The organism is Collinsella sp. AF08-23 (assembly GCF_003479805.1).
GTDB lineage: Bacteria > Actinomycetota > Coriobacteriia > Coriobacteriales > Coriobacteriaceae > Collinsella.
The window spans coordinates 203,817-227,675 of record NZ_QUHV01000002.1; the positions used below are offsets into that span (position 1 = coordinate 203,817).

Annotated in this window: 23 protein-coding genes and 1 tRNA gene; 22 read left to right on the forward strand and 2 right to left on the reverse strand. The window is 57.8% G+C overall.

What is annotated here, in order from left to right:
* Positions 1 to 40 precede the first annotated feature (40 nt).
* From DWV48_RS02185 to DWV48_RS02230, 10 genes are all read left to right on the forward strand, one after another.
* Positions 41 to 2,056 carry a hypothetical protein gene (locus DWV48_RS02185; RefSeq protein ID WP_199588844.1) on the forward strand — a complete coding sequence of 672 codons (2,016 nt, stop codon included), beginning with the start codon at positions 41 to 43 and terminating at the stop codon, positions 2,054 to 2,056.
* The gene (locus tag DWV48_RS02190) at positions 2,056 to 2,544 is read left to right on the forward strand and encodes a hypothetical protein (RefSeq protein ID WP_118652987.1); all 489 of its coding nucleotides are present in this window, start codon (positions 2,056 to 2,058) and stop codon (positions 2,542 to 2,544) included. The genes DWV48_RS02185 and DWV48_RS02190 overlap by 1 nt, the downstream gene beginning before the upstream one ends.
* Entirely contained in the window at positions 2,541 to 2,933 is a 393-nt protein-coding gene (locus DWV48_RS02195; RefSeq protein WP_158574795.1) for a DUF192 domain-containing protein, read from the forward strand. The genes DWV48_RS02190 and DWV48_RS02195 overlap by 4 nt, the downstream gene beginning before the upstream one ends.
* Positions 2,934 to 2,989: 56 nt before the next feature.
* A tRNA-Phe gene (locus DWV48_RS02200) sits at positions 2,990 to 3,062 on the forward strand.
* Positions 3,063 to 3,187: 125 nt separating this feature from the next.
* A complete protein-coding gene (locus DWV48_RS02205; protein ID WP_118652991.1) occupies positions 3,188 to 4,252 on the forward strand; it encodes a glycoside hydrolase family 5 protein in 1,065 nt (354 codons plus the stop codon).
* A 3-nt stretch (positions 4,253 to 4,255) separates the two neighbouring features.
* On the forward strand, positions 4,256 to 5,185 hold the full coding sequence (gene rsmI, locus DWV48_RS02210; protein WP_118652993.1) for a 16S rRNA (cytidine(1402)-2'-O)-methyltransferase: 930 nt from the start codon (positions 4,256 to 4,258) through the stop codon (positions 5,183 to 5,185).
* 139 nt (positions 5,186 to 5,324) lie between these two features.
* The gene (metG, locus tag DWV48_RS02215; RefSeq protein WP_118652995.1) at positions 5,325 to 6,926 is read left to right on the forward strand and encodes a methionine--tRNA ligase; all 1,602 of its coding nucleotides are present in this window, start codon (positions 5,325 to 5,327) and stop codon (positions 6,924 to 6,926) included.
* A 2-nt stretch (positions 6,927 to 6,928) separates the two neighbouring features.
* Entirely contained in the window at positions 6,929 to 7,822 is an 894-nt protein-coding gene (gene rsmA, locus DWV48_RS02220) for a 16S rRNA (adenine(1518)-N(6)/adenine(1519)-N(6))-dimethyltransferase RsmA (protein WP_118652997.1), read from the forward strand.
* 12 nt (positions 7,823 to 7,834) lie between these two features.
* Entirely contained in the window at positions 7,835 to 8,761 is a 927-nt protein-coding gene (locus DWV48_RS02225) for a TatD family hydrolase (RefSeq protein ID WP_118652999.1), read from the forward strand.
* Positions 8,762 to 8,821: 60 nt separating this feature from the next.
* A complete protein-coding gene (locus DWV48_RS02230) occupies positions 8,822 to 9,187 on the forward strand; it encodes a hypothetical protein (protein ID WP_118653001.1) in 366 nt (121 codons plus the stop codon).
* Between the two features lie 56 nt (positions 9,188 to 9,243).
* Here DWV48_RS02230 and DWV48_RS02235 read toward each other — a convergent pair whose 3' ends face one another.
* The gene (locus DWV48_RS02235) at positions 9,244 to 10,596 is read right to left on the reverse strand and encodes a D-alanyl-D-alanine carboxypeptidase family protein (RefSeq protein WP_118653003.1); all 1,353 of its coding nucleotides are present in this window, start codon (positions 10,594 to 10,596) and stop codon (positions 9,244 to 9,246) included.
* A gap of 189 nt (positions 10,597 to 10,785) precedes the next feature.
* On the opposite strand from DWV48_RS02235, the gene DWV48_RS02240 reads away from it, so the two are divergent.
* A complete protein-coding gene (locus tag DWV48_RS02240) occupies positions 10,786 to 11,499 on the forward strand; it encodes a response regulator transcription factor (RefSeq protein WP_118653005.1) in 714 nt (237 codons plus the stop codon).
* Between the two features lie 70 nt (positions 11,500 to 11,569).
* Here the strand turns inward: DWV48_RS02240 and DWV48_RS02245 are convergent, their stop codons facing one another.
* Positions 11,570 to 11,938: a helix-turn-helix domain-containing protein gene (locus tag DWV48_RS02245; RefSeq protein WP_118653007.1), complete on the reverse strand. Its 369-nt coding sequence runs from the start codon at positions 11,936 to 11,938 to the stop codon at positions 11,570 to 11,572.
* Between the two features lie 366 nt (positions 11,939 to 12,304).
* Between DWV48_RS02245 and DWV48_RS02250 the strand changes: the two genes are divergently transcribed.
* The 11 genes from DWV48_RS02250 to DWV48_RS02300 all read left to right on the forward strand — a co-directional run bounded on the left by DWV48_RS02250 (position 12,305) and on the right by DWV48_RS02300 (position 23,530).
* Positions 12,305 to 12,883 carry a transcription termination/antitermination NusG family protein gene (locus DWV48_RS02250; RefSeq protein ID WP_118653009.1) on the forward strand — a complete coding sequence of 193 codons (579 nt, stop codon included), beginning with the start codon at positions 12,305 to 12,307 and terminating at the stop codon, positions 12,881 to 12,883.
* A 149-nt stretch (positions 12,884 to 13,032) separates the two neighbouring features.
* The gene (locus DWV48_RS02255) at positions 13,033 to 13,800 is read left to right on the forward strand and encodes a sugar transferase (RefSeq protein ID WP_233546058.1); all 768 of its coding nucleotides are present in this window, start codon (positions 13,033 to 13,035) and stop codon (positions 13,798 to 13,800) included.
* Positions 13,801 to 13,802: 2 nt separating this feature from the next.
* A complete protein-coding gene (locus DWV48_RS02260; RefSeq protein WP_147352834.1) occupies positions 13,803 to 14,576 on the forward strand; it encodes a glycosyltransferase family 2 protein in 774 nt (257 codons plus the stop codon).
* 12 nt (positions 14,577 to 14,588) lie between these two features.
* Positions 14,589 to 15,683: a glycosyltransferase gene (locus DWV48_RS02265; protein WP_118653013.1), complete on the forward strand. Its 1,095-nt coding sequence runs from the start codon at positions 14,589 to 14,591 to the stop codon at positions 15,681 to 15,683.
* Positions 15,680 to 16,729 (forward strand): EpsG family protein, encoded by a 1,050-nt coding sequence (locus DWV48_RS02270; RefSeq protein ID WP_118653015.1) that lies wholly within the window; start codon positions 15,680 to 15,682, stop codon positions 16,727 to 16,729. Before DWV48_RS02265 ends, DWV48_RS02270 begins: the two co-directional genes overlap by 4 nt.
* 18 nt (positions 16,730 to 16,747) lie before the next feature.
* Positions 16,748 to 17,869: a glycosyltransferase family 2 protein gene (locus tag DWV48_RS02275; RefSeq protein ID WP_118653017.1), complete on the forward strand. Its 1,122-nt coding sequence runs from the start codon at positions 16,748 to 16,750 to the stop codon at positions 17,867 to 17,869.
* Complete coding sequence (locus DWV48_RS02280) at positions 17,847 to 19,145, forward strand: oligosaccharide flippase family protein (RefSeq protein ID WP_158574796.1); 1,299 nt, start codon at positions 17,847 to 17,849, stop codon at positions 19,143 to 19,145. Before DWV48_RS02275 ends, DWV48_RS02280 begins: the two co-directional genes overlap by 23 nt.
* A gap of 146 nt (positions 19,146 to 19,291) precedes the next feature.
* Entirely contained in the window at positions 19,292 to 20,116 is an 825-nt protein-coding gene (locus DWV48_RS02285) for a phosphorylcholine transferase LicD (RefSeq protein ID WP_118653021.1), read from the forward strand.
* A 42-nt stretch (positions 20,117 to 20,158) separates the two neighbouring features.
* A complete protein-coding gene (locus DWV48_RS02290; RefSeq protein ID WP_118653061.1) occupies positions 20,159 to 21,247 on the forward strand; it encodes an alanine--glyoxylate aminotransferase family protein in 1,089 nt (362 codons plus the stop codon).
* 14 nt (positions 21,248 to 21,261) lie between these two features.
* On the forward strand, positions 21,262 to 22,566 hold the full coding sequence (locus DWV48_RS02295) for an adenylyltransferase/cytidyltransferase family protein (protein ID WP_118653023.1): 1,305 nt from the start codon (positions 21,262 to 21,264) through the stop codon (positions 22,564 to 22,566).
* Entirely contained in the window at positions 22,559 to 23,530 is a 972-nt protein-coding gene (locus tag DWV48_RS02300; RefSeq protein ID WP_158574797.1) for a hypothetical protein, read from the forward strand. Before DWV48_RS02295 ends, DWV48_RS02300 begins: the two co-directional genes overlap by 8 nt.
* Positions 23,531 to 23,859 lie beyond the last annotated feature (329 nt).

Below are 23,859 nucleotides of genomic sequence, written 5' to 3' on the forward strand. Positions count from 1 at the left end.
CACGCGCAACGCGCGACGCAGAGTGCGATGGGGCATCGATATGTTTCTCGAGGACGGTGCCTATACGACGGTGGCATCAGCCGTTGCGATGTTGATGGTGCTGGCGCTGCTGTTCTCGGCATCGTTGGCGGTATGGTCGGCGGGCAGGTCGGGCGATGTGCAGGCCCGTGCGGATGCCACCGCGCTTGCGGGGGCGAATGTGGTCTCTTCGTACCATACAGTGGCGACGGTACTCGACGCCTGCTCGCTGAGCTTGGGGCTTGCCGGTTTTGCCATGACGGGCGTGGGGTTGATTGGGGCGTTCGTGCCGGGCGCACAGGGTGCTGCGGCAAAGACGCTGGACGCCGGCCTCGATATGCTCGAGACCAGGAACACCTTCGTGACATCGGCTTCGCGGGGCCTTAAGACCCTCGAGGACTCGTTGCCGTATCTGGTTGCCGCCAACGCCACCCGCTCCTGCACAGCGCAGAATGGCGAATCGACCACGTATGCCGGCAGCGCGTTGGCGGCTCCCTCAACATCGGCATCGGAGTTCCCGGCGCTCGAGGGCGACCAGATATCAATCGGGGAACTTGAGCGAGAATCCGGTGAATTGGAGCAGACAGCGGCAGATCTGGCACGCGCGGCGGAGCATACGGCGGCAAAGAAGGAGGCGGCGTGGCTAGCGGATTGTGGGCGCGATGGCATGAACATGCAGGAGCGGGCGGGGCGGCTCTCGGGCATTGCGGATCATGACAACCCCGATTTCGCATCGAGCATGGTGTGGGAGCCGAATGTCGCCCTCGATCGCGCTCGGGCGTATTATCGCTGGCGCTATGACCACGATGCTCCCGAAGGGCAAGGGGCCGAAGCCCGTGCCGACGCCGCCGCACGCCATGCGTTTTACGGCTTTGCGATTAAGACGCTCGCGGGCGCTGAAGTCGTTGAGCGGGACGGCACGATCACCTCGACGGTCAAGTTGCTGCCCAGAAATACCGAGGAAGTGCGGAAGACAAGTCTGTATACCGATGCCGCGTGGCCCTCGAGCAACGAGGACGATGGTCTCACTCTGCATTTCTCTTCTTCGTGCCCCGGTGCTCAGGGGGCGGCGGGCCCCTCGCTTTCGCTTGAGTCGCTTGATCAAGGTGCCGCGCGGGAGTGCGAGGTGTGCCGGTTCAGTATTGGCGACGTGGGAAAGGCCCCCGCCGCATCGACGAGCATAGACAACGGCTTTGAGTACCATCTGCGAGCCTTCACGTTGGCGCTTGACGACTACGTGGCCGCGCGTCAACAGGAGCTCGACGAGCAGGCACGTTCACGTGGAGAGGCGGAACAGGTGAGTAGTGCATTTGAGGAGGCGATATTGGGCCTTTCGGGCAAACGGCCGCGTATCGCCCCTCCCGGTAGGGACGGGTGCATCGCGCTCGTCGTCGCATCCGCCACGCAAACGCCCGAAGACCTGCAATCGCCGTTTGCCACGACGGAGCACGTGGCAGAGCGCGGTGCCGTTTCGGCTGCGGTCCTCGCGCCCGACGAGGCGACGCGTCAAAACAACGTCCTCTCAGGGTTTTTCAGCTCCCTGGAAGGGCGCGTTGGGTCGGGAGGAGCGGTCGGTCTCGTTGATTCGGTGATGGATTTGTGGGGTGATCTACTCACTTCCTACGGTGAGTCGAGCGCCGGGATAGACCGCGCCTTTTCCGACCTTGCAGAGGGCCTGGGAAGGATCGGCATCGGCTCGGTGGGCACTTGGCTCAAGGATCGATTGCAGGGAATCGTGCGAACCCTTGGCATAGAGCCGGTCGACTTGAGACAGCGAAAGCCGGTGCTCACCGATAGCTCGCTCGTGGCATCGCGCGCGGGTATGCAGGATTATGCCCATATCCAAGGTGCATTGCGGAGCATTCCCGCCGGCGCAACGGATCCAGAGGCGATTTTGCAGGCCGTCGGCTATGCAGTGGGGGAACGCATCATGTCCATGGAATTCACCATTGCCGAAATCCCGCTGCCCGGCGGCGGCTCCCTGCCACTTACGGTGCGCGTGAGCGACATCGCGTCAATTGGGGGAGGCGGTTCGTGATGGGTGAGACATGCCGTGCGGAGGATCGCGCTCAGGCGACGGTCGAAATGGCCGTCGTCGCTCCCGTCATGCTGGTGCTTGCTCTGATTGTCTACAACGTGATGATGTTCGTGTCAGCTACAGCGCGGTTTGACCGGGTGGCGCCCGATGTCGTGCTCGCGCACGGTGTGGCGCCAGCGGGAGATGCGACGGGGGTGCTCTCGGGGGCATCTGCCGCGGCGCAGGTTGAGAAGCAGCTCGCACAAGCCATGGATGGTCATGAGGTACGCGTCGAAGTAGTGGTTGAGGGTGGTGAAGGGAGCGACGGCTCGGATCGTGGATCCCTGCTCAGCCTTGTGGGGAGTTTGCGGACCTATCGGTGCACCTTGCGATATCGTCCGTGGCCCCAGGGTCTTTCCATTGCAGGAGTGGACCTGGGGGCGCCGTTCGAGCTTGTCCATAGCAAAGCCGTGACGGTCGATCCGTGGAAGTCGGGGGTGATTGTGTGACCGCATGTCATGAGGCGGCTACCTGTACCGCAGTTTCCCGCGCGCTGCACGACCTTGGCTGGGAGGGGCAGGTCGAAGAGGCGAAGACGTTCGCGCGCCGTCTTGCGGGCTTCGTGGCTCTTCCCGCGACGGTCGGCGCAGGGCGTGTTCGCATCCTCGTGTTTCCCCGCTGCCGGTCGGTCCACACTTGGTTCATGTGGATTCCGCTCGATATCGCCTTCGTCGATGCGTCCGGTCATATCCTCGCGCGCCATGATGGCGTCATGCCCTGGCGCGTGCTCTCGTGCTCGGCAGCAGCGTTTGTCATCGAGCGCCCCTCGGCGCTATTGGCACGATCGGCGCGTGGCGGTGCGGGGACTATTTTTGGCAAAAACAAAAAACTTGCTTGACCGCTTGGAAAACTATGGGTATATTAATCACCGCTGTCAACGACAGCGCATATAGTGGCTGGGTAGCTCAGTTGGTAGAGCAGAGGACTGAAAATCCTCGTGTCAGGGGTTCGATTCCCTTCCCCGCCACCCTTTGAATTTGAAAGACCTCCCAAAAATGGGAGGTCTTTTGGTTTAGGTCTTCGATGTCTCATCGCGCTCGGTGGGGGTATCCTAAGAACTTAGATAGGAATTGTGCACAGGGAGAGGTGTCCATGTTCGACAGGGTTCGCGGTGTCAATCTGTCTGGTTGGTTCATCTTGGAACCATGGGTCACGCCCTCATTGTTCGCCGCTACTGGTGCTTCCAACGACGGCGAGCTTCAGCAGGTGCTAGGACCCGCCGCCTATAACGAGCGCGTTCGCGAGCACTACGAGACGTTCGCCACCGAGCTCGACTTTAAGAGAATGTCGGCGATGGGGCTCAACGCCGTGCGCATTCCGCTTCCCTGGTATGCGTTTGGCGCGCAAAACGAGCATGAATCCTATATTTCCTGCATCGACTATATCGATCGCGCCATGGAATGGGCCAATAAATACGAGATGAAAGTTTTGCTTGATCTCGCGACGGTCCCTGGTGGCCAGGGGGATTCCAACAGCTCTCCCACCATACCCGATATCGTGGCCGACTGGCACTCTTCTGCAAATGGCCGTGCTACCGCGCTCGAAACCCTCGAGCGCCTTGCCGAGCGGTACGGCGAGCAAGAGCCCCTGCTTGGCATCGAGTTGCTCGATTCTCCCGTTATGAGCGTGCGCACGGGGCTTTTTTCCACCAGCGTGGGAATTCCCAGGCACTATCTGCGCAATTTCTATCGCGATGCGTATGAGGTCGTGCGCCGTCATATGCCAACGCGCAAGATGGTCGTCTTCTCCGATTCGGGCCATCCGGACGCTTGGAAGCGCTTCATGGCAGGTGAGCAGTACCAGAATGTGGTCATGGACCTGCACCTCTATCATTTCAGGGACGAGACCGCCCAGGACATCACGTCCCCCAAAGGGCTCACCGCCGCGCTCAATCGCAACAAGACGCTGATCCGCGAGGCAAAGAGCCTCAAGTTCCCTGTCATCGTTGGCGAGTGGTCGGGTGCCGCCGTGCTCTCGGGATCTTCGGTCACACCGGAGGGTCGCCGTGCCTATGAGCGCGTATTCGTTTCGAACCAGCTCGCAACGTTTGATGCGGCGGACGGCTGGTTCTTCCAAACGTGGAAGACCGAACGTCGTCTTCCCGCATGGGATGCGCGCGTGGCGCTTGCCCCACTCGAGCGTGCCATGATGGAGTAGCCCATGCCGAACACCGTTCGCTCTGGCGACCTTGAGAAACGTTCAGATGTCCCAGGGCTTCTTTCCCTGGTGGGCACGCCCATCGGCAATCTGGGAGACCTGTCCCCGCGTGCCGCCGAGACCTTTCGCACTGCGGACCTCATCTGCTGCGAGGACACGCGCGTCACCTCCAAGCTCCTGGCCCACCTCGGCATTTCAAAATCCCTTATGCGCTGCGATGACAACGTGATCGCCCAACGTGCCCCCGAGCTCGTGGAGCGTGTGCTCGCCGGTGAGCGCATCGCGTTCGCCTCGGACGCGGGCATGCCGAGCGTGTCCGATCCCGGTCAGGTGCTTGTTGAGCTCGCGCGCCGCGAAGGAGCCCCCGTGGAGGTCATTCCCGGCCCCTCGGCGTGTGTGACCGCCCTGGTCCTGTCGGGCATCCCGAGCGACCAGTTCTTCTTTGAGGGGTTTCTCCCGCGCAAGCACGGCGAGCGCGTGCGCAGACTTCAGCGCCTCGCGTCCATTCCGGGCGCGCTCATCTTCTACGAGTCCCCGTATCGTGCGGAGGCATCGCTCAAGGCGATCGCCGAGGTGTTCCCGCAGCGTATGGTCGCGCTCTGCCGCGAGCTCACCAAGCTGCACGAGGAGGTCTTGCGCGCTCCTGCCCCAGAGCTGCATGAGCAGGTTGTGGCGCGTGGCGAGCTCAAGGGCGAGATGGTGATCGTGGTGGCGCCTCCCACCCAAGAGGAGCTTGAGCGCCATGAGGCCGCACTCGCCGCGGGATCTCAGGTGAACGCGGCTGCCGATCCCGACGAGCTGCTGCGTTCCGACATCGCCGAGGCCCTGGCTGCCGGGGAGCCCGCCAACGCCCTAGCCAAGCGCCTGGCCCAAAAGTATTCGCGCAAGAAGCGCGACGTCTACGCCAAGGTGCTCGAGCTGCAGCAGCAGTGACGTGCGTCCGGTGTGCCGATGGCACGTCCAACCCCAGCGCCCCCTTGTGCCAAAGGGGTCCGTCCCCCAATGGCACACCGGGCATTCCTGCTAGAATGAAGAATTGCATGAACAACCAGCGAGAAGGAAGCCGCGCATCATGAGCACGAAGCCGTCCTACTACATCACCACGCCCATCTATTACGTGAACGCCGACCCGCATCTGGGAACCGCGTACTCGACCATCATCGCCGACGTCCAGGCGCGCTATCGCCGTGCCGCCGGCTACAGCGTCAAGTTCCTGACCGGTATGGACGAGCACGGCCAGAAGGTGGCAGAAGCCGCCGAGAAGCACGGCATGACCCCGCAGGAGTGGTGCGACTCCCAGGCACCGCATTTCCACGATCTGTGGCGTGAGCTGGAGATCTCCAACGACGACTTCATCCGCACCACCGAGCCGCGCCAAAAGCGCGCCGTCCAGTATCTGTGGGAGCGCATGCAGGAGGCTGGCTACATTTACAAGGGCAGCTACGACGGTTGGTACTGCGTGCCGGACGAGACCTTCTTCACCGAGACCCAGGTCGAGAAGGCCGACGAGGCCCGCGGCACGGAAGGACAGCACCTCTGCCCCGACTGCGACCGCCCGCTCGAGCGCGTTAAGGAGGAGAGCTGGTTCTTCAAGCTCTCCGCGTTCCAGGACAAGCTGCTCGCCCTGTATGACGAGCACCCGGATTTTGTCCAGCCCGACTTCCGCATGAACGAAGTCCGTTCCTTCGTGGAGGGCGGCCTGAATGATCTTTCCGTCTCCCGCACTTCCTTCGACTGGGGCATCGAAGTGCCCTTCGACGCCGACCACGTCACCTACGTGTGGTTCGACGCCCTGACCAACTACATGACCGCCGTGGGCTATGGCGCCGCGGGCGACGAGGCGGCGGCCGACTTCGCCTACCGCTGGCCTGCGCAGACCCATATCGTCGGCAAGGACATCATCCGCTTCCACTGCGTGATCTGGCCCGCGATGCTCATGGCGCTGGGCGAGGCCCTGCCCGAGCACGTCTTCGCGCACGGCTTCCTTACCGTCAAGAACGAGGAGACCGGCAAGGCCGAGAAGATGTCCAAGTCCCGCGGCAACGCCATCGCCCCGCGCGAGGTCATTGAGAAGCTCGGCGTGGAGGGCTACCGCTACTACTTCATGACCGACGTCACCCCGGGCACCGACGGCGCCATCAGCTTTGGGCGCATGGAGCAGGTCTACAACGCTGACCTCGCCAACAGCTGGGGCAACCTAATCTCGCGCTCCACCAACATGTGCATCAAGTACTTCGACGGCGTCACGCCCGAGCGCGACGCCACGGCCGCCGGATACGCCGAGAATCCGCTGGCCGCGACCGCCGAGGGCATCTTCGAGCGCTATGCCGCCAAGATGGAGGCCTTCGCCTACGGCGATGCCGCCAAGGAGGTCATGGACCTCATCCACGCCGCCAACCACTACATCGAGGACTCTGAGCCCTGGACGCTCGCCAAGGATCCCGCGAAGGTGGGCGAGCTCGCCAACGTGATCTGGAACCTGCTCGAGGCCATCCGCATCTCCGCGCACCTGCTCATGCCGCTCATGCCGAGCACGAGCGCCGAGGCCCTGCGCCGCATCGGCTGCGAGGGCGAGGCCGCGACCGATGACATGGCCGCCGCCTGCGCGTGGGGCCAGCTCACTGCGGGGCTGCCGGTCGAGAAGGGCGACGCCCTGTTCCCGCGTCTGGGCTAACGATGACGACTTCCCCGCTGGCAAATCCCACCGCGACACGCGAGATGCTCGAGGCCTTTGGATTGGCGACCAAGCATCGCCTGGGCCAGAACTTCCTCGTCGACAACCATGTGATCGAGCGCATCATGGCGCTCGCCGACCTCTCCGGCTCCGAGCGCGTGCTCGAGGTGGGTCCCGGCATCGGCACGCTCACACTTGCGCTCCTTCAGGAGGCCGCGCACGTGACGTCCATCGAGATGGATTCCGAGCTTGAGCAGGTGTTGGCTGCGCATGCCATGGACCATGACAACTTCAGCTTCATCATGGGCGACGCACTCGCTGTCCCGCCGACGGCCATCGCCGAGGCGAGCGGCGGCGAGCCCACCATGCTCGTGGCGAACCTGCCCTATAACGTTGCCGCCACCATCATCTTGCAGTTCTTCCAGACCATGCCGAGCCTCGAGCGTGCGGTCGTCATGGTGCAAAAAGAGGTGGCCGATCGCATCGCCGCCGTGGCGGGCACCAAAGCGTATGGCGCCTACACGGTAAAGCTTTCCCTGTATGGCGAGGTGACGGGGCGTTTTGAGGTGCCGCCACGCTGCTTCATGCCCGCCCCGCACGTGGACTCCGCCGTCGTGCGCATCGACCGCGTCGACGCCCTCGCGTGCGCCGGGCTGGCGTGCCTCGAATCGGATTATGCCCCGATCGATGCTGCGTGCGTGTCGTGCGTGGTCGACGCCGCATTCGCCCAGCGTCGGAAGACCATCCGCAACTCCATGAGCTCAAACGGTTTTGACAAGGCGGCACTCGACGTGGCGTTCGAGGCATGTGGCATTGCGCCCACCGCGCGCGCCGAGGCGCTCACCACGGATGAGTTCATCAAGCTCGCAGCCGTTCTTTCGGAATCGTTCGACTAGGACCTTTCGCACATGCCGATTGTCTACACCAAAAAGAACAAGACGTTCACGCTTCCTGCGCCTCAGGCACCGCTTTACGACACGCATGCCCATCTGCGGTCGTTTTGGGGGAAGGACAAAGGCATGGCGGACGTTTTCGCCCGCGCATACGAGGCTGGCGTTCGCTCGCTGGTTACCCTGTACGATCCCGTAGCCGATCGCAGTGAAGAGACTCCGGACGCCCGCGCGTTTTCCGCGTGGCTTAAGGCGGCGGTCAATTGCGCGGCGGAGAACGGTTCGCCGCTTGCCGTGAGGTACCTCGTGGGCGTGCATCCATATGGTGCCCCCGAGTACACCGATGCGCTGCATGCGCAGGTCGAGTCCGCGTTGGAAGATCCGCTCTGCGTGGGCGTGGGCGAGGTTGGCTTGGATTACCATTTCGATGCGGACGATGACATCGAGGCGGCTCCGCACGATCTGCAGATGGACGTCATGGCGCGGCAGGTCGAGCTTGCCGTTGCTCGCAATGTTCCGGTTGAGCTTCATCTTCGCAATGACTACGGGGATGAATCCCGCGAGGCCCATGCCGATGCAGCGCGCGTGCTCGAACAGGTGGGTGTTCCCGCTTCGGGTTGCGTGCTCCACTGCTTTGGTGAGGATCGCACCACCATGGAGCGCTTCCTTGCCCTTGGGTGCCACATTGCATTTGGCGGTGCTGCAACCTTTAAGCGCAACGATGCGGTCCGCGAGGCATTTGCCGCTTGTCCGCTCGACCGCTTGCTGCTCGAGACTGACTGCCCGTACATGGCGCCCGAGCCCATCCGCGGACTGGAGTGCGAGCCGGCCATGATCGCCCAGACCGCCGATGTGCTGGTATTCGACCGTGTGGATCGCACTGGCGAGCTACCGAAGACGGTCGCTCAGGCGGCGTGGGATAACGCGGTCGGCTTGTTTGGGTAGAAGGTCATACAGGGCGCGACATGAACCCGCGCGTTGCGTGAGCCAAGGAGATCGATACTATTGAGCAGCAAGAAGAAGACTCACGGCACTCGTGCGTCGCAGGATGACGGACGCCGCAAGGCGGAGGATGTCCGCGCCATGGAGACCGCGCGTGAGCTCCGCGCCCGTCGTGAAGCGGCGCAGGGTCCCGCGCCCATCGACAACGAACTGCACCGCGAACTGCCCCTCGCGCGCGTGGCGTACGGATTGCTCGCTGTCACCGTGTTCGCATTCATGGTGTCGCGTCTTGGCGTTTACCTGGGCAACCACGATCTGGAATCGGTTGCCAGCATAGCCACGACCCTGCTGTTCATCACCACGTTCGTGACATGGTTCATCTCGCGCCATCAGGCGAAAAAGCTCACACAGGAGCGCGACGGGCGCTAAGCTTCCGCTTGCGGCCAGCGGGCACAAGCTCAACGCAGTGGGCTCAAAGCAGCTACTTATGCCGCGCCCCAGCTGTCATAGCCCAGTGGATTGGCGACCTCGTTCACGACGACCGACTTGGCCGTACTCGGCCTGCCCTCGAACAAGCGGATCAGCCGGTCGAATTTAATCATGAGCCACTCGAACGGGTTGGGCTCCGGCACGGATTCCGCGGAGACGAGGTTAGCGCTTCCCACGGTTACATCCCCTTGCCGCAGGGACATGGTGCCCACGGTTGCGCCCTGCTCGACGGCTCCGTCCAGTTCGTCATACTCCACGTCCTGCACGAGCTCATCGCCCAGACTAAATACACTGAACGTCGCGTTGGGGTCCTCGAGGGTGACCGCGGCAGTTCGGTCGCACCATGCGCTACACGTCGCCTCGCCCACCAGTGGAACGCCGTTGCGTGTGACGGGGGTGTTGATGTAGGGCACCGTGGCGATGTGGTCGTAGTACCAGTTCGCCAAGGCGAGCGTGTCGGCAAAGCGCGTGTCGTTGTCTGCGGCGCCGAAGATGGCCACGTAGACCTCGCCGCCGTCCTCGCGCGAGAACGCGCCCACAAAGCAGTTACCCGCCTCCATCGTGGTGCCGGTCTTGCCGCCGATGTTGCCCTCCTGTCCGTGAATCTGGTTACGAACGGTCAGCGTGAGCGTGCGCTGGCTGCCATCGGCGGAGGTTACGGAAATCGATGTGCGGTCGCTGTTGTCAATCGCGCGGAAGCTCTCGTTTTTCATGGCGGCTGCGAACACCGCGGTTACGTCGCGCGTAGTCGAATGCAGATTGCCCGCCCAACTGTCGAAATCGAGGCCGTGCGGGTTCTCAAAAACCGTATCCGTGCAGCCCAGCTCCTTCGCCTTTTGGTTCATGGCCTCAATGAACGTGGAATAGGGGTCGGTGGTCGCAGGGTCGATCTTGGCTCCGGCGGCGATGGCGATCGCCGTTGCCGCATCGTTGCCGCTCATGACCATGAGGCCCGTGAGTGCGTCCTCCATGGTGAGGACGTCTCCCTCCAAAAGGCCCAGGCTCGATTCGCCCACCGTCGCCGCGGCGTAGTCGACCGTGACGATATCGGTGAGCTCGCAGTGCTCAAGCGCCACGAGGGCGGTCATGACCTTGGTGACCGAGGCGATCTTGATGGGCTCGTCCGCATTGCGCTCATAGTAGGCCAGACCGTCTTGGCCCAGCACCATGGCATGTGGCGCGGTGATGTCGGGCAATTCGCCCTGTTCGATGCCGCGGTCCGCCGCCGTGGTCCCCAGGATGACGTCACTTGTGCGAATTTCAGCATGGGCCGGTATGGGGAAGCCGGCGAAAAGGGCGAGGGCTGTGGTGAGGGCTGTGGCGATTGTGGCTGCGCGGGGTTTTCTCATAAGAACCTCTTTGGGGATTCGGAAGCCAGGGGAGTGCGCTCAGCGCGATGCCTCAAGATTACCGCAAATGATGTCCCACGTATAAAACGGCTACTTGGCATTTCGCTTAGCATTTGCTTAATGCATCTGTAAAGGGGTGCGCGGAAATGGAGTCTTCGCCATAATGGGCGTGGGTGAAAGGAGCATGCTATGGAGACGCCGCGCATTCTGGTCGTGGATGACGAGAAGACCATCACGGATTTGGTGGGTATCTATCTGCGTAACGAGGGCTATGACGTCACGCTGGCGTATACGGGCGCCGATGCGGCGCGGCTGATCTTGGAGCAAGAGTTCGACCTTGCTGTGCTGGACATCATGCTCCCCGACGTCGACGGTTTTGAGCTGCTGCGCACCATTCGCTCTGAGCGCACCTACCCCGTGATCATGCTCACCGCGCGCGATAGCCAGTCCGACAAGATAGAGGGTCTGACACTCGGCGCGGACGATTACATGGTCAAGCCGTTTCGCCCTCTTGAGTTGGTGGCGCGCTGCAAGGCGCAACTTCGCAGGTACACGAGTTACGGCAGTCGCGAGCAGGCTGTTGCTGCCGAGGAGGCGGGGCCCATCATCTCGTTCAACGGGCTCTCCATCAACAAGGATGCTCGCACGGTGACGGTGGACGAAAAGCCCGTGCGTTGCACGCCCCTCGAGTACTCGATTTTGCTGTATCTCGCCGAGCATCGCGGGAGCGTGGTGCCGGTTGAGGAGCTCTTCCGTGCCGTGTGGGACGAGGAGTTCATGGCAGGGTCCAACAACACCGTCATGGTGCACATCCGGCACCTGCGTGAGAAACTGGGCGACGACGCCCAGAACCCGCGTTTCATCAAGAACATCTGGGGCGTCGGTTATACCATCGAGAAGTAGCGAAACCGCAGGTAAAAGCTCGAGCACCTGCCATGCTGGCACGTGATCTTGCAACGCAGGATTGCAAGATTTATCCAATCCGCCAGCCTTTCACGGTGGTTTGCATGATGTCGAGGATGCTGTGGCGGATATTGGGCGGGCAGGAACGGAACAGTTTGATGGCGTGAAGCTCCTCCTCGGTGAGTGGTTCGTAGCGGGCGGGCTCGTCATGCTCGGGGGTGGAGGCAAACCCGAGGATGTCGTTGGGCGTGCAGCAAAGGCGTTCGGCCAGGGCGGTGATACGCCCTGCCCCCAATTCAATGCGCCCGCTTTCCCAAGAGCTGTACGTCGCTTTGCTTACACCAAGGTCGTAGGCGATTTCCGTCTGCGTAAGGCCACGCGCTTTGCGCAGTCGGGCAAGTTGCGTCTTGCCCCGCTCAGTTTTGTCTTGCTTACCCATTTGGTGCCTCCAGTTTTAGCGATAGGAAACACACTGCTGGGTTTTCTGTAATTAGTTCGTTAATAATAAATATTATGGAGAGAATCGCCTAAAGGGTTTATTAATAGTAAACTTGACCAAGCGATAAGCTGATATCCACCGCCCGCATATTTTAGGGGGAGGGGTATCGGTAACTGCCGTTGCCAATAGGCGGCGTGTCCATACCCTCTTGTCGACGTGGTGCCAAGAGCAGACCTCGGTGGGTTGGGGAATGTATAGCGGACGTTTTGCCGGTCATGCACCGGGTGGGCGTAGCCATAGGGCTCGCCTTAGCATGCGTCCGTCTGAGCATTTCCCGCCCTCGATAGGAATGTTCTTAAGGCGGTGATGTACGTGCAGTGGTATGTGATCCAGGTGATGAAAGGGCGCGAAGACGCTATGGCCTCGCTGATTGGCCGCGTTGTACCCAAGCGCCTGTTGCAAGAAGTGTTTTCACCTAAATACGAGACCGAGATCAAGGTTCGCGGCCGGTGGGTTCCCGTGCAAAAGCCCTTGCTACCGGGGTACCTCATCGCGGTGTGCGATGACCCCAAAGCGGTTGAGGCCATGCTGCTCGACATGGACGAATTCGCGAGGCTGCTGGCCCAAGGCAATGAGTTTGTGCCGCTGGCGCCCGACGAGGTCGAGATTATTGGTGGCTTCACCAAGCCCGGGAATCGCGTGGTGCCCATGAGCATTGGCGTGAAAGACGGCGACCGCGTGGTGGTGACGGGCGGTCCGCTGGTGGGCCACGAAGCCATGGTCAAGGAGATCTGGCGTCGTAAGAGCATTGCGATTCTCGAGGTCAACATGTGTGGCCGCGTGGTGACCACACGCGTTGGCCTGGGCGTTCTTTCCAAGGAGAAGTGGCTGATGCGTGACCTTCGCATCGAGCACGAAACCGCACCTGAAAGGGGTGTTGCGTGAATCAAGGGGGGGGGCTAGCTCCTTGCTAGAAAAAATCGGCACAGGCGCGACCTGCAACGAGGTTGCGCGTGCGAGTTGGGCGGACGGGCCGTGCCTGTTCGCTCTTTTGTGCTGCGGAGCGGATCTGCGCGGGCGCGAAGTGGTGAGCCATGAGTAGCGAGTACATGGACGAGATGCAGAGCGGTGCCTCGGGCACTGGCGCGGTTCCCGAGGACGGGGAGCGCTCGGTGCGCAGGCTGTCCCGGGGCGAGTTCGTCGCGCCGCCCAGGGACGACTCGGTCCCGGCCCCCAGGCCCGGCGGCGCGGGCTACCGCGCGGTCAAGCGGGCCTTCGACCTCGCGTTCAGCTTGGTCGTCATCGCGGTCCTCGCGGTGCCCGTGGCGCTCCTGTGCCTGGCGATCGTCCTCGACAGCCCCGGCGCGCCCTTCTTCCGCCAGGAGCGCGTGGGCCTCGGCGGCAGGAGAATCTACATCTGGAAGCTGCGCAGCATGGTCCCCGACGCGCACTCCAACCCCGGGCGCTACATGACGCCCGAGCAGCTCGAGACCTGGAGGCGCGAGCAGAAGCTCGACGACGACCCGCGCGTCACGCGCGTGGGGCGCCTCCTGCGCCGGACGAGCCTGGACGAGCTGCCGCAGTTCATCAACGTGCTCACGGGCGACCTGTCCGTGATCGGCCCCAGGCCTGTGACCCTCGAGGAGACCTACGAGTTCGGGGACGCGCGCGACGAGTTCCTCTCATGCAAGCCCGGCATCACCGGATGGTGGCAGGTGACCGAGCGCAACGCCGCCACGTGGGAGAACGGCGAGCGCCAGCTGCTCGAGCTCTTCTACGTGCGACACGCGAGCCTGGCGCTCGACCTCAGGATCTTCGTCCGAACGTTCAAGGCCATGTTCGTGGAGAGGACGGGGAAGTGACGGTGGACATCGAAAAGTCGCTAGTATCGATTGTGATGCCTCTTTACAATGCCGAGCCATTTCTTGCCGAAACGATCAATTCGATAATTGCACAGACTTATAAAAACTGGGAACTCATTATTGTGGATGACTGTTCAACTGATTCGTCCCTTACGACCGCGCGCAGGCATGCAAAACGCGACTCGCGGATCAGGGTTTATTCGAATGCGCACAATATGGGGGCCGCCAAGTCACGCAACGCGGGTTTAAAATGTGTTAAAGGTGATTATCTGGCGTTTATGGATGCCGATGACGTATGGGTGCCCGAGAAGCTTGAGCATCAGCTGGCCTATATGAAGAGCTTCGGTCTTGGTATGTGCTTTACGTCATACGAGACGATTGAATCCGACGGTTCACATAGGAATTATGTTCACGTTCCGAAGAGCATTACTTACGACGGATTTCTCAAGAATACTATCACGTGCAGCCATACCATTGCATTCGACCTTTCGATGGTTTCAATTAAAATGCTTGTCTGCCCTGACTATGGGAACGATTTTGATTTTCCAGAAGATATGGTTGTTTGGCTTCAAGTGCTGAAAAACGGCATTGCCGCTGGCGGCTTGGATGAGGTGCTTGCAAAGAACAGGAAGCACAGAGGCTCTCGTTCTTCAAATAAGCTTCACGCTGTGGCGCGAACGTGGAACGCATATAGAAAGATTGAAAGAATCAATCCATTTTATGCGACGTATTGTCTATTTTGGCAGCTGACTCATGCTGTATTGAAAAGAATATAGGATTTCCTTAGCATGAAAATACTATTTCTATCAAATTTGGAGTACGAAGGCTTCGCAGGCCCCACCTATTGCGTCCCTGCATTAATCTCCGCGGTGTCCAAAATAGATAATGTGATTTGGTATAACTTTCAAAATGTTACGCGTGAAGAGTGGAGGACGCTGCCGTTCTATAGGGATCCTAGCGATTTTGCATTTGGAATTAAAACGTTTTGCAGAAATTACTGGCGTCCTGACCTTATTGTTTTCGAGGGGTTTTACGCTTTTCACCCGAATGCGACTCTGCTTCATGTGCTTTCTTCGGGGATACCGTATGTAATTGAACCTCACTGCGCCCTTACTACAGGCGATCAAGGGAAGAAAGCCTTAAAGAAGCGGGTTTGCAACGCGCTTTTTTATACACACTTCGCGCGTGGCGCAGCAGCGATTCACTATCTTACTAAAAAGGAGCGAGATGAGTCCGGTCAACGGTGGAATTCAAGCTTCTTTATAGAGCCTAACGGAATCGCGGTGCCAGATGAGATTCCGAACCGGGAAACCTGGCATGGAGACACACCTGAAATTGTATTTGTAGGCAGAATTGAGCCTTATCAGAAAGGTCTCGATATTCTATTTGACGCATTGGAATTAATTAAAAGTCGATCGGGGGCTTTAAGGTTTCATTTGTCGATTTACGGCAATTCGGTTGATGGGTCCGCCGAAAAACTAAAGAAACGGATTGAGCTTGAAGGCTTAGCGAAAATGGTTTCGATTTGCGAACCCGTCTTCGATGAAAGGAAAGACGCGGTTCTACGCTCTGCAGATTTGTTCTTACTCACATCGCGATATGAGGGAATGCCTATGGGCCTGCTTGAGGCGTGCGCATATGGACTGCCAAGTATTGTTACGACTGGAACGAATATGGGCGACGTTATCCAGGATGAGGGCGCTGGTTGGGTTTGCCCCGTGGCGGCGCTCTCGATTGCTGATGCTATCGAGCGCGCCGTGGCTTCAGCTGATGATTATAGTTTCAGGTCGGCTGCCGCACGGCATGTTGCGGAAAGGTTTTCCTGGCAGGCTATAGCGACCTCGATTCACAACGATTACTGCAAGGTGGTCGCTTGCGAATGATGATCTACACGCTAGAAATGATTCTGATTGGCGTTCTTGCCGCGATTATAGGCGTCGGAAAAACGAAAGACGCTCGAAAACGCTATGTCGTGGCAGTATGCATTATGTTGACATTGGTATCGGGTTTGCGCAGCTACACAGTTGGGGTGGATACCCTTCAGTATTGGAATGCATACCTTACGGCCTGGGCGGATCATTCTTGGTATGAGAGTGGTTTCCTTTGGCTGTTGCGGGCTCTGAATTCGATGAGTGAAAATCCGCAGCTGCTTTTGTTTTTTACCAGCGCGGTAATGACAGGTTGCGTTGGCTATGCGATCTGCCGGTTTAACTGCAATCCCATCATCGCTTTTTTTCTTTATATTACGCTTCTTACATACGCTACATTTATGAATCTAATGCGTCAGGGGCTTGCTGCTGCAATCCTCGTTGCTGCTTTGCCCTGGCTTGCATCGGGTAAACGTTTGCGCTTCGTTTTCGCGGTACTAATAAGTTCCCTATTTCACTCCACGGCGATTGTTATGCTGGCTCTTGTTCCGCTTGCACTAATCAAGCCGTCCAGGAGGATAGTGTTAGGATATGGAGCCGGAGCGATTGCTTTAGCTATTTCCCCTGATTTTATCTGGAGTTTCATCGAAGGCAACTTCGATAAATACTCGACGTATAGCGCATCTGCGTGGTCTGGCGGCAATACGCTCGCCGCTCCACTCATGACAATTATGGATATCTTACTGCTGGCAATCGCTCATGTGTTCGGAGGTTGTCCAGAAGGTGCTGAGGAAGAGGAACGTGTCCTCTTCCATGGAACTATGCTCCAAATTTCGTTTCAGTTTCTCGCTTGCTTCGTTAACATTTTTCAAAGATTGACGACGTATACTTCTATTTTTTTAGTTCTTTATACGGCACAGAGATTTTTAAGAGTTGACACAAAGCTCAAATTCTTGGTTATGTACTTCATCTTTGGCGTTACCACAGCCTTTTTCTTCGTAATCATGATTTATCGACCAGAGTGGCACGGTGTCGTACCGTTCTCCTTTTTCTGGCAGTAGTAGTTGGGAAATGTGCATATGAGTGTTGTCCTAGACAAGATAATGCGTGCAGCCAAGCATGCGATGCTATCGAGTAATCCTGTGTACCGGTTTGAGAAAATGCGGCTGGCAAGAAAACGGGGTCACTTGAATCTCCCCAGCTATGAAGAGGCTCGTGCCCGTTTGCTTGGGCTTAGGCCACCGCTGGATATAACGCCGCCTAAAGCACATTCTCTGTGGCCCGAGGTGCCGAAATACGATACCTCTGTCATAGTTCCCTGCTATAACGCTGCACCTTTTGTTGAGCAGTCAATACATTCAGTGCTTTGCCAAAAATGCGCTGCATCTTTTGAGGTGATAGCCATAGACGACGGGTCAACCGATGGAACTCCTTTCATACTTGATTCGATGGCGGAGGGTGATGAAAGAGTTTCTGTTGTGCATCAGGACAATAAGGGGTTCAGTGGAGCACGAAATGTCGGTATATCAAGAATCCAAGGGTCTTCGATCGTATTCTTGGATTCCGATGATGCTCTTGCCCCCGGGGCGTTGCAAGCTCTGTACGACAAGTTAAAGTCTTCTGGTGCTGATTATGTCACCGGACGATATACATATATTGATGAACGCGGATACAGGTTACCGCTGGCAGCTCGCCGGCCTGCGGGTGTTCCTTGGGGACGAATTTACAATCGAGAGGTTTGGCGTCGATTGGAATTTCCTGAGAACGTGTGGTTTGAGGACACCGTGCATGCCTACATGGTCCGTCCGTGCTTTTCTGAAGCCGTAGTGGATCGGGCCGTCTATTACTATCGCAAGCAGTCTGGCTCAATTACGGCGACAAGCCGGAATAGTAAACGGTCGGTTGATACATATTTCGTTACCGAAGCGATGCTGTCGTGGCGCAACGCGTTTGGGCTTGCTTTTGATCAAGCGACATATGATCAGACGTTGTATCAACTTGGCCCCTTGTTGATTAGCAGAACGATTGCACTGGACGAGGAGGAGCTGGCCTGCTGTTTTGTTTGTGCTCAAGCTCTATTGACTTCTGCGGGGGAAGACGTCGCTAGCACGAGTCATTGTGCAGAAAAGTGGCTTGACCTTGATTCCTCTTTAAGATGCGGAGATTTTGAATTGTGGCGTGCTGCTTCACGCTCAATTTAGCTTGGAAAAATCAATTGGATTTCGATTAGAAACATGGGGCATCTTGAATAGTAAGGTTAATTTAGCAAAAAATGTTTTTTGGCAGTATGGACTACAAGTTCTGAAGTATGTCTTCCCCTTTATTCTCGTGCCTTATCTTACACGCGTACTTGGAACGGGAGGCTACGCTGTTTACGCCTACGTGTTGTCTTTTATGGGCATCGTTCAGACTTTCGCGGATTTTGGATTTATGCTCTCAGGAACAAAGAGGGTTATCGATCTTCGAGACGAAAAAAAGGAGCTGTGCAGGCTTTTAGGGTCAATAACCATGGCAAGGATAGCTCTTGCTCTTATTTTGTGCGTAGGGGTGTTTTGCGCTTCTCAGTTTATTCCGCTTATGAGGAATAACATGTTCTACGTACTTGTTGCTTTTCTTGCAACAGTGACACGAGCCCTGCTGCCGGATTTCATTTTTCAGGGATTCGAGGATATGGGGCCACTTACTACGCGATTCTTTGTGTCAAAAATCGTAAGTGTCGGGCTTACCTTGATTCTGGTCCGCGCGCCTCAAGACCTAGTCCTCGTCGCTCTTGCCGATTTCATGGGCGGGTTAGTGGCGCTTGTGTGGAGTTTTGCAACTGCGCGAAATCGCTATGGTGTTCAAATCGCCCGAACTGGGATCGGCGAAGTTTTATCAGAGCTGAAGAGTTCGGCCGTTTACTGCATTTCAAATATTGGAACCACTCTCGTGTCTGGATTTACAACGTTTGTTGTGGGCGTTGTGCTCACAAATCCAACAGATGTGGCTTATTGGTCGTTAGCACTTACGACTGTTAGTGCTGTGCAAGCGCTCTATACTCCGATATCGAACAGTCTTTATCCTTATGTGATGTCTCATCAAGATTTAGGGCTTGCAAAAAAACTCGGATTGTTGGCCGCTCCCGCACTTATAATCGGCACAATCGCTTATTGCTTACTTTCGCCGCAGATATTTCTTTTGTTGGGTGGCGAGGAGTATGTAAAAGGATCTTGGGTCATGGTTGCACTTGCGGCAGTTTTGCCCCTTTCGTTTTATTCTATTCTAATCGGATGGCCTGTTCTTGGGGCCATGGGAAGAGTTAAAGAGCTTACGGCTTCGACCTTAGTTTCCGGTCTTGTCAATGCAGCGTTGTTGTTCGGAATAAGCATGCTTGGACAAGCGTCACTTTTATCAATATGTGTGGTTCGCTGCGTCGCCGAAGGCGTTTTGCTTGCGAGCAGGGCTTTGGCGTTGGCAAAGTGCCGCTCGCGTGGATGAGGGGCGTGAATGTTGCCTACTAGATCAGCCTTCATGGCAAGCGGCTCATCTTGTTCAACGTGCACCACGGAGATTCTCATAAGAGGCAACAAACAATGAGGCGTTTTTAGAGGTTCAAAGCAGATTAGAAAGGTAGGGCAAAATACATGGAGCGCGAAAAACGATACCTGAATGAGCATGATATTAAAAATGCGCTATTGAGCATGCTGTCTGAATTCGATTCAATTTGTCAGGCAAACGGTATTCGCTATTCGCTTGATAGCGGAACACTGCTTGGTGCGATTAGACATAAGGGATTTATTCCGTGGGACGATGATATTGATCTCATTGTTCCACGGCCCGACTATGATTTACTTATCAGACATCCGGAGTGGCTTGTGGAGCCATATGGAGTAATCGTCCCTGGTGGAGAAGGGTCCCTGCATCCATTTGCAAAATTTATAAACAAGAAATGGCGCACTCAGGAGATAGGGTATGAGGGAATTGCTGAGGGACATCTCTGGATTGATTTATTTCCCGCAGATGCGGTTCCGGATGATAGTGAAGATGCGGAGCGAATTTGCGCAAGGCAGGCGAAGCTTGTTAGGGCATACGGTAGGTCCCTCATGCGTCCAAGCGCTGCCGGGAATAATAGGTTAAGAAAGCTGGGAAGAACTCTGCTCAGGCCATATTATAGGATGGCTTATCCGCCCAAAAAGACGCTGAAAACCATTGCCGCCAATGCGCAGAGAATTTCTTATGGCAGTACGGAGAATGTTTCGAACATAACGTGGCCAATAGCGGTCAAAGACCGATGGTTTCCGGCTGAGGACTTCGATAATCTCGTTGAAGTGGAGTTTGAGGGAAGATTATTTAAGGCTATTCCGCATTGGGACCGCTACTTAACGGGTCTTTACGGGAACTACATGGCGTTGCCTCCTGCTGAAAAGCAGGTCCGTCATGGTTTTAAAGTATGGGCTTCTGAGGAATGAAAAATCAATAGTTGCTTGACAACGCTTTTGCGGGTGGTAAAGATGTTGAACTTTGCAGTAGGACCAGTTCCACAAAACAATAACGTATCGGCAATTGGCGGACGTGACGTTCCATATTTTCGAACTCCAGAGTTTTCTCGCATTATGCTCGAGAGCGAACGATTGATTCTTGAATTGGCTTTTGCACCCAAAGATTCTCGGGCTATTTTTAGCACCTCTTCGGGAACGGGGGCTATGGAGGCCGTGGTCATGGGAACGCTTGATCCGCGGCGGGACAAGGCGCTCGTCGTTGACGGCGGATCATTCGGACGCCGCTTTCGGGAGCTCCTTGCCCTTCACGGCATTCCGCACGATGCGATTGAGCTTGAGCACGGAGCGCCACTTCGCGTCGAGGACCTGGACGCGTACAGCGGCGGCGATCATACTGCATTCTTGGTGAACCTGGGCGAAACGTCTCAGGGCGTCCTGTACGACGCGAACCTTATTGCCGATTTTTGCAAGCGCGAGGACCTCTTTCTCGTCGTTGACGGCATCAGCTCGTTCTTGGCGGACCCGTTCGATATGGGGGAGATGGGCGCCGACGTGCTTATCACCGATGCGCAGAAGGCCCTGGCGTGCCCTCCCGGGGTGGCACCTATCGTGCTGTCGCCGAGGGCCCTGGAGCGTGTCCGGAGGGTCGTGCAGCCGTGCTCATATTTCAATTTGGGGCTCATGTTGGAGAACCAGCTGAGGGGTCAGACTCCGTTCACGCCTGCGGTGGGGATTATCCTGCAGATCCACGAGCGGCTTCGGCAGTTGCAGGAGGCGGGTGGTGCAGCCGCGGAAGTGGCACTGCGGGCCTCCGTTGCCGAGGACTTTAGGCGGCGCGTTTCCGAATCTGGCCTTCCGCTCGAGATGCGCCTGACCTCCCCGTCGAATGCCGTGACCTTCCTGAAGACGATAGGGTTCTCCGCGCGGCGCCTCGTGGACGACATGAAGGAGACATACGGCATATGGCTGTGTCCCAATGGGGGCGAAGGGGCTGAGACTTCCTTCCGGGTCGGGCATATAGGCGAGCACCCGTTGAGTGATAACGCCCTGTTGGTCGCCGCGCTGCTCGATGCGCAGCGCCGTGGAATCATGCGCCCGTAGCTCCGGAGGCCGACATGCGAAAAGTTATTACATATGGCACGTTCGACCTTCTGCACAAGGGCCACATTGCCCTGCTCGAGCGTGCGCGCGCCCTGGGCGATTACCTGATCGTGGGTGTGACATCCGACCAGTACGATCGGAGCCGGGGAAAGATCAACGTCAACCAGTCAACCATCGAGCGCGTCGACGCCGTGCGCGCCACGGGGTTAGCTGACCTTGTGATAATAGAAGAGTATGAGGGACAGAAGATCGACGACATCAAGCGCTACGGCGCCGACGTGTTCACCGTCGGCTCCGATTGGCGGGGGCATTTCGACTACTTGTCCAAGTACTGCGAGGTGGTGTACCTGGAGAGGACTCGGGGGGTGAGCAGCTCGCAGCTGCGCGACGGCTCCGCTCCTCGAGTGAAGATTGGCATCGTCGCCGGCGAGGAGCTTCGCGGACGCTTCGTCTCTGAAATCCAGTCAGTGGGTAGCTTGGAGTACATGGGCTGCGGGGGCATATCCGCGGAAAGTATGGCGGAGGTCGTTGATGCGAGCGATGCGCTGGTCGTCGCTCCCCCTTTCGCGGATCGGGCCGGCTGTATCTCGGAGTGCCTTTCCAAGGGAAAGCACGTCTTGTACGTTCCGCCCGCATTCTCGAGTGCGGGGGAGTTCAGGGAGATGGAGGCGCTCGCCCGCGATCGCGGCGTGCTGCTTTTCAACGGGGTGAAGACCAAGTACCTTCCGGCTTTCCGCCACCTTGTCCTCATGATCGAGGGTGGGGCGGTCGGCGATGTCCGGGCGATCGACCTTTCGTGCAGCCAGGTCCCCGAGGGTGATCGTCCGGACAGCCCGACGGGCGGCTGCAGTGCAATGGAGCAATGGGGAGGGCTCGCGCTGCTGCCTGTTGTCGAGTTAATGGGGTGCGACGCGTCCAGGGTATCCTTCAGGTCGTTTTACGAGCCGAGCGGAATCGCCTACTACACCCGATGTGCTTTGGAGTATCCGGGAGCCTCGGTCCAGGTGACCATGGGCCGAGGAATCAAGACTGAGGGCGACATGGTGATCACGGGAACTAAGGGCTACGTATACGTCCCGGCGCCTTGGTGGCTTACGGATTACTTTGAGATCCGTAATGAGGACCTGAGGGGGACGCGCAAGTTTTACTGGGGGTATGAGGGCGACGGGCTTCGGTACGAGCTCTTGGAGTTCGTGAGGGGGATTCGTGCGCTGCCCGTGGGGGGACGCTGCACAATGCCGGAGGATGAGTGGTACAGCGTCATGGCGGCGAAGTGTTTTGAGGCTGATCGGGAGGCCATGGGGAGTTGCGATGATTAACGTGATTGATTTCGAGGACGTCAGGGAGATTTTGGGGTCCTTGAGCCCCTTGGATATGCTCGCGTGGGTCGAGTGGTGCTTTGAGCACAAGCGCGATTTCCAAATGCCTGCGAAAATCCGCCTGTCGCAACCCCGTGGCGACTACTATGCGTGCATGCCTTGCATGCACGAGGGGCTCGATTTCGCCATCGCGAAGATGGTCGGTCGCCACGTCGAGGCGAACCGCAGCGAGGGGCTGCCCCCTATGACGAGTGACGTGTTGTGCTATCACGCCTCGTCGGGAAAGCTACGGGCCCTAGTTGACGGAGAGTACGTTACGACGGTCCGCACGGGCGCCTGCGCCGCGCACTCCGCGCTGCTGTACGCGGTTCGGGGCTTCGAGACCGTCGGCCTTATCGGTCTGGGAAACATCATGACCTCTTTTATGGACGTCCTTGCCACGGCGGTTGCCGGGAGGCACCTTACGGTAAAGCTGTACCGCCATAACGGGCAGGAATGCCGCTTCGTCGAGAGATTTGCCGGGTTCGACAACCTCAGATTTGAGTTCTGCGATTCGTACGAGGAGGTCGCGGACGGCACCGACTTAATCGTCTCGGCGGTTACGAGGGCAGAGGGGGACTTCTGTGACCCAAGCTTTTACAAGAGAGGGTGCACCATCATCCCCATCATGACGCTGGGTTTCCAGGGCTGTGATACGCGTTTCGACAAAGTGTTTACCGACGAGGTGGAGCAGATTCGAGGATTCAAGTTCTTTAACGAGTTTAAGAGCGTCGCAAATACGGATGACGTCCTGATGGGGAACGCGCCGGGCAGGGAAAGCGATGATGAACGGATTCTCGTTTATAACTATGGTTTGGCTTCGCTCGACCTGCTGTTCATCTACAAGTTACTCGAGCTTGATTGTGAGGACGGCGCGTCGTGCATCCGATACCGGCCTTGCAGTGAAAGATACTTCATGGGATAAAGAGCTGCCGTTGATTGCGAGGAAGGGCTAATGGACCGTTGGCAGCTCCTCGGCCCTGATGCTCGCTAAGGCGCCGTTCGATATTAAAGGGGAGATGACGTGAGGCCAATTTCGCATCGCATCATAAGGAGAACTGAAAGCAACAGGCTCAGGAGATTTCTTATGCGCAAATTGGGCATATCGATTGGAGAGGGGACGGTCATTCGATCGGGAGTCGAGCTCAACTTGCCTCATATCGAAATCGGAAAGAACGTCTTTATCAACTATGGGTGCCAGTTCAATACGGGCTGGGGGGTGTTCCTATAGTTTTGTCAACTGGGAAATGCTCT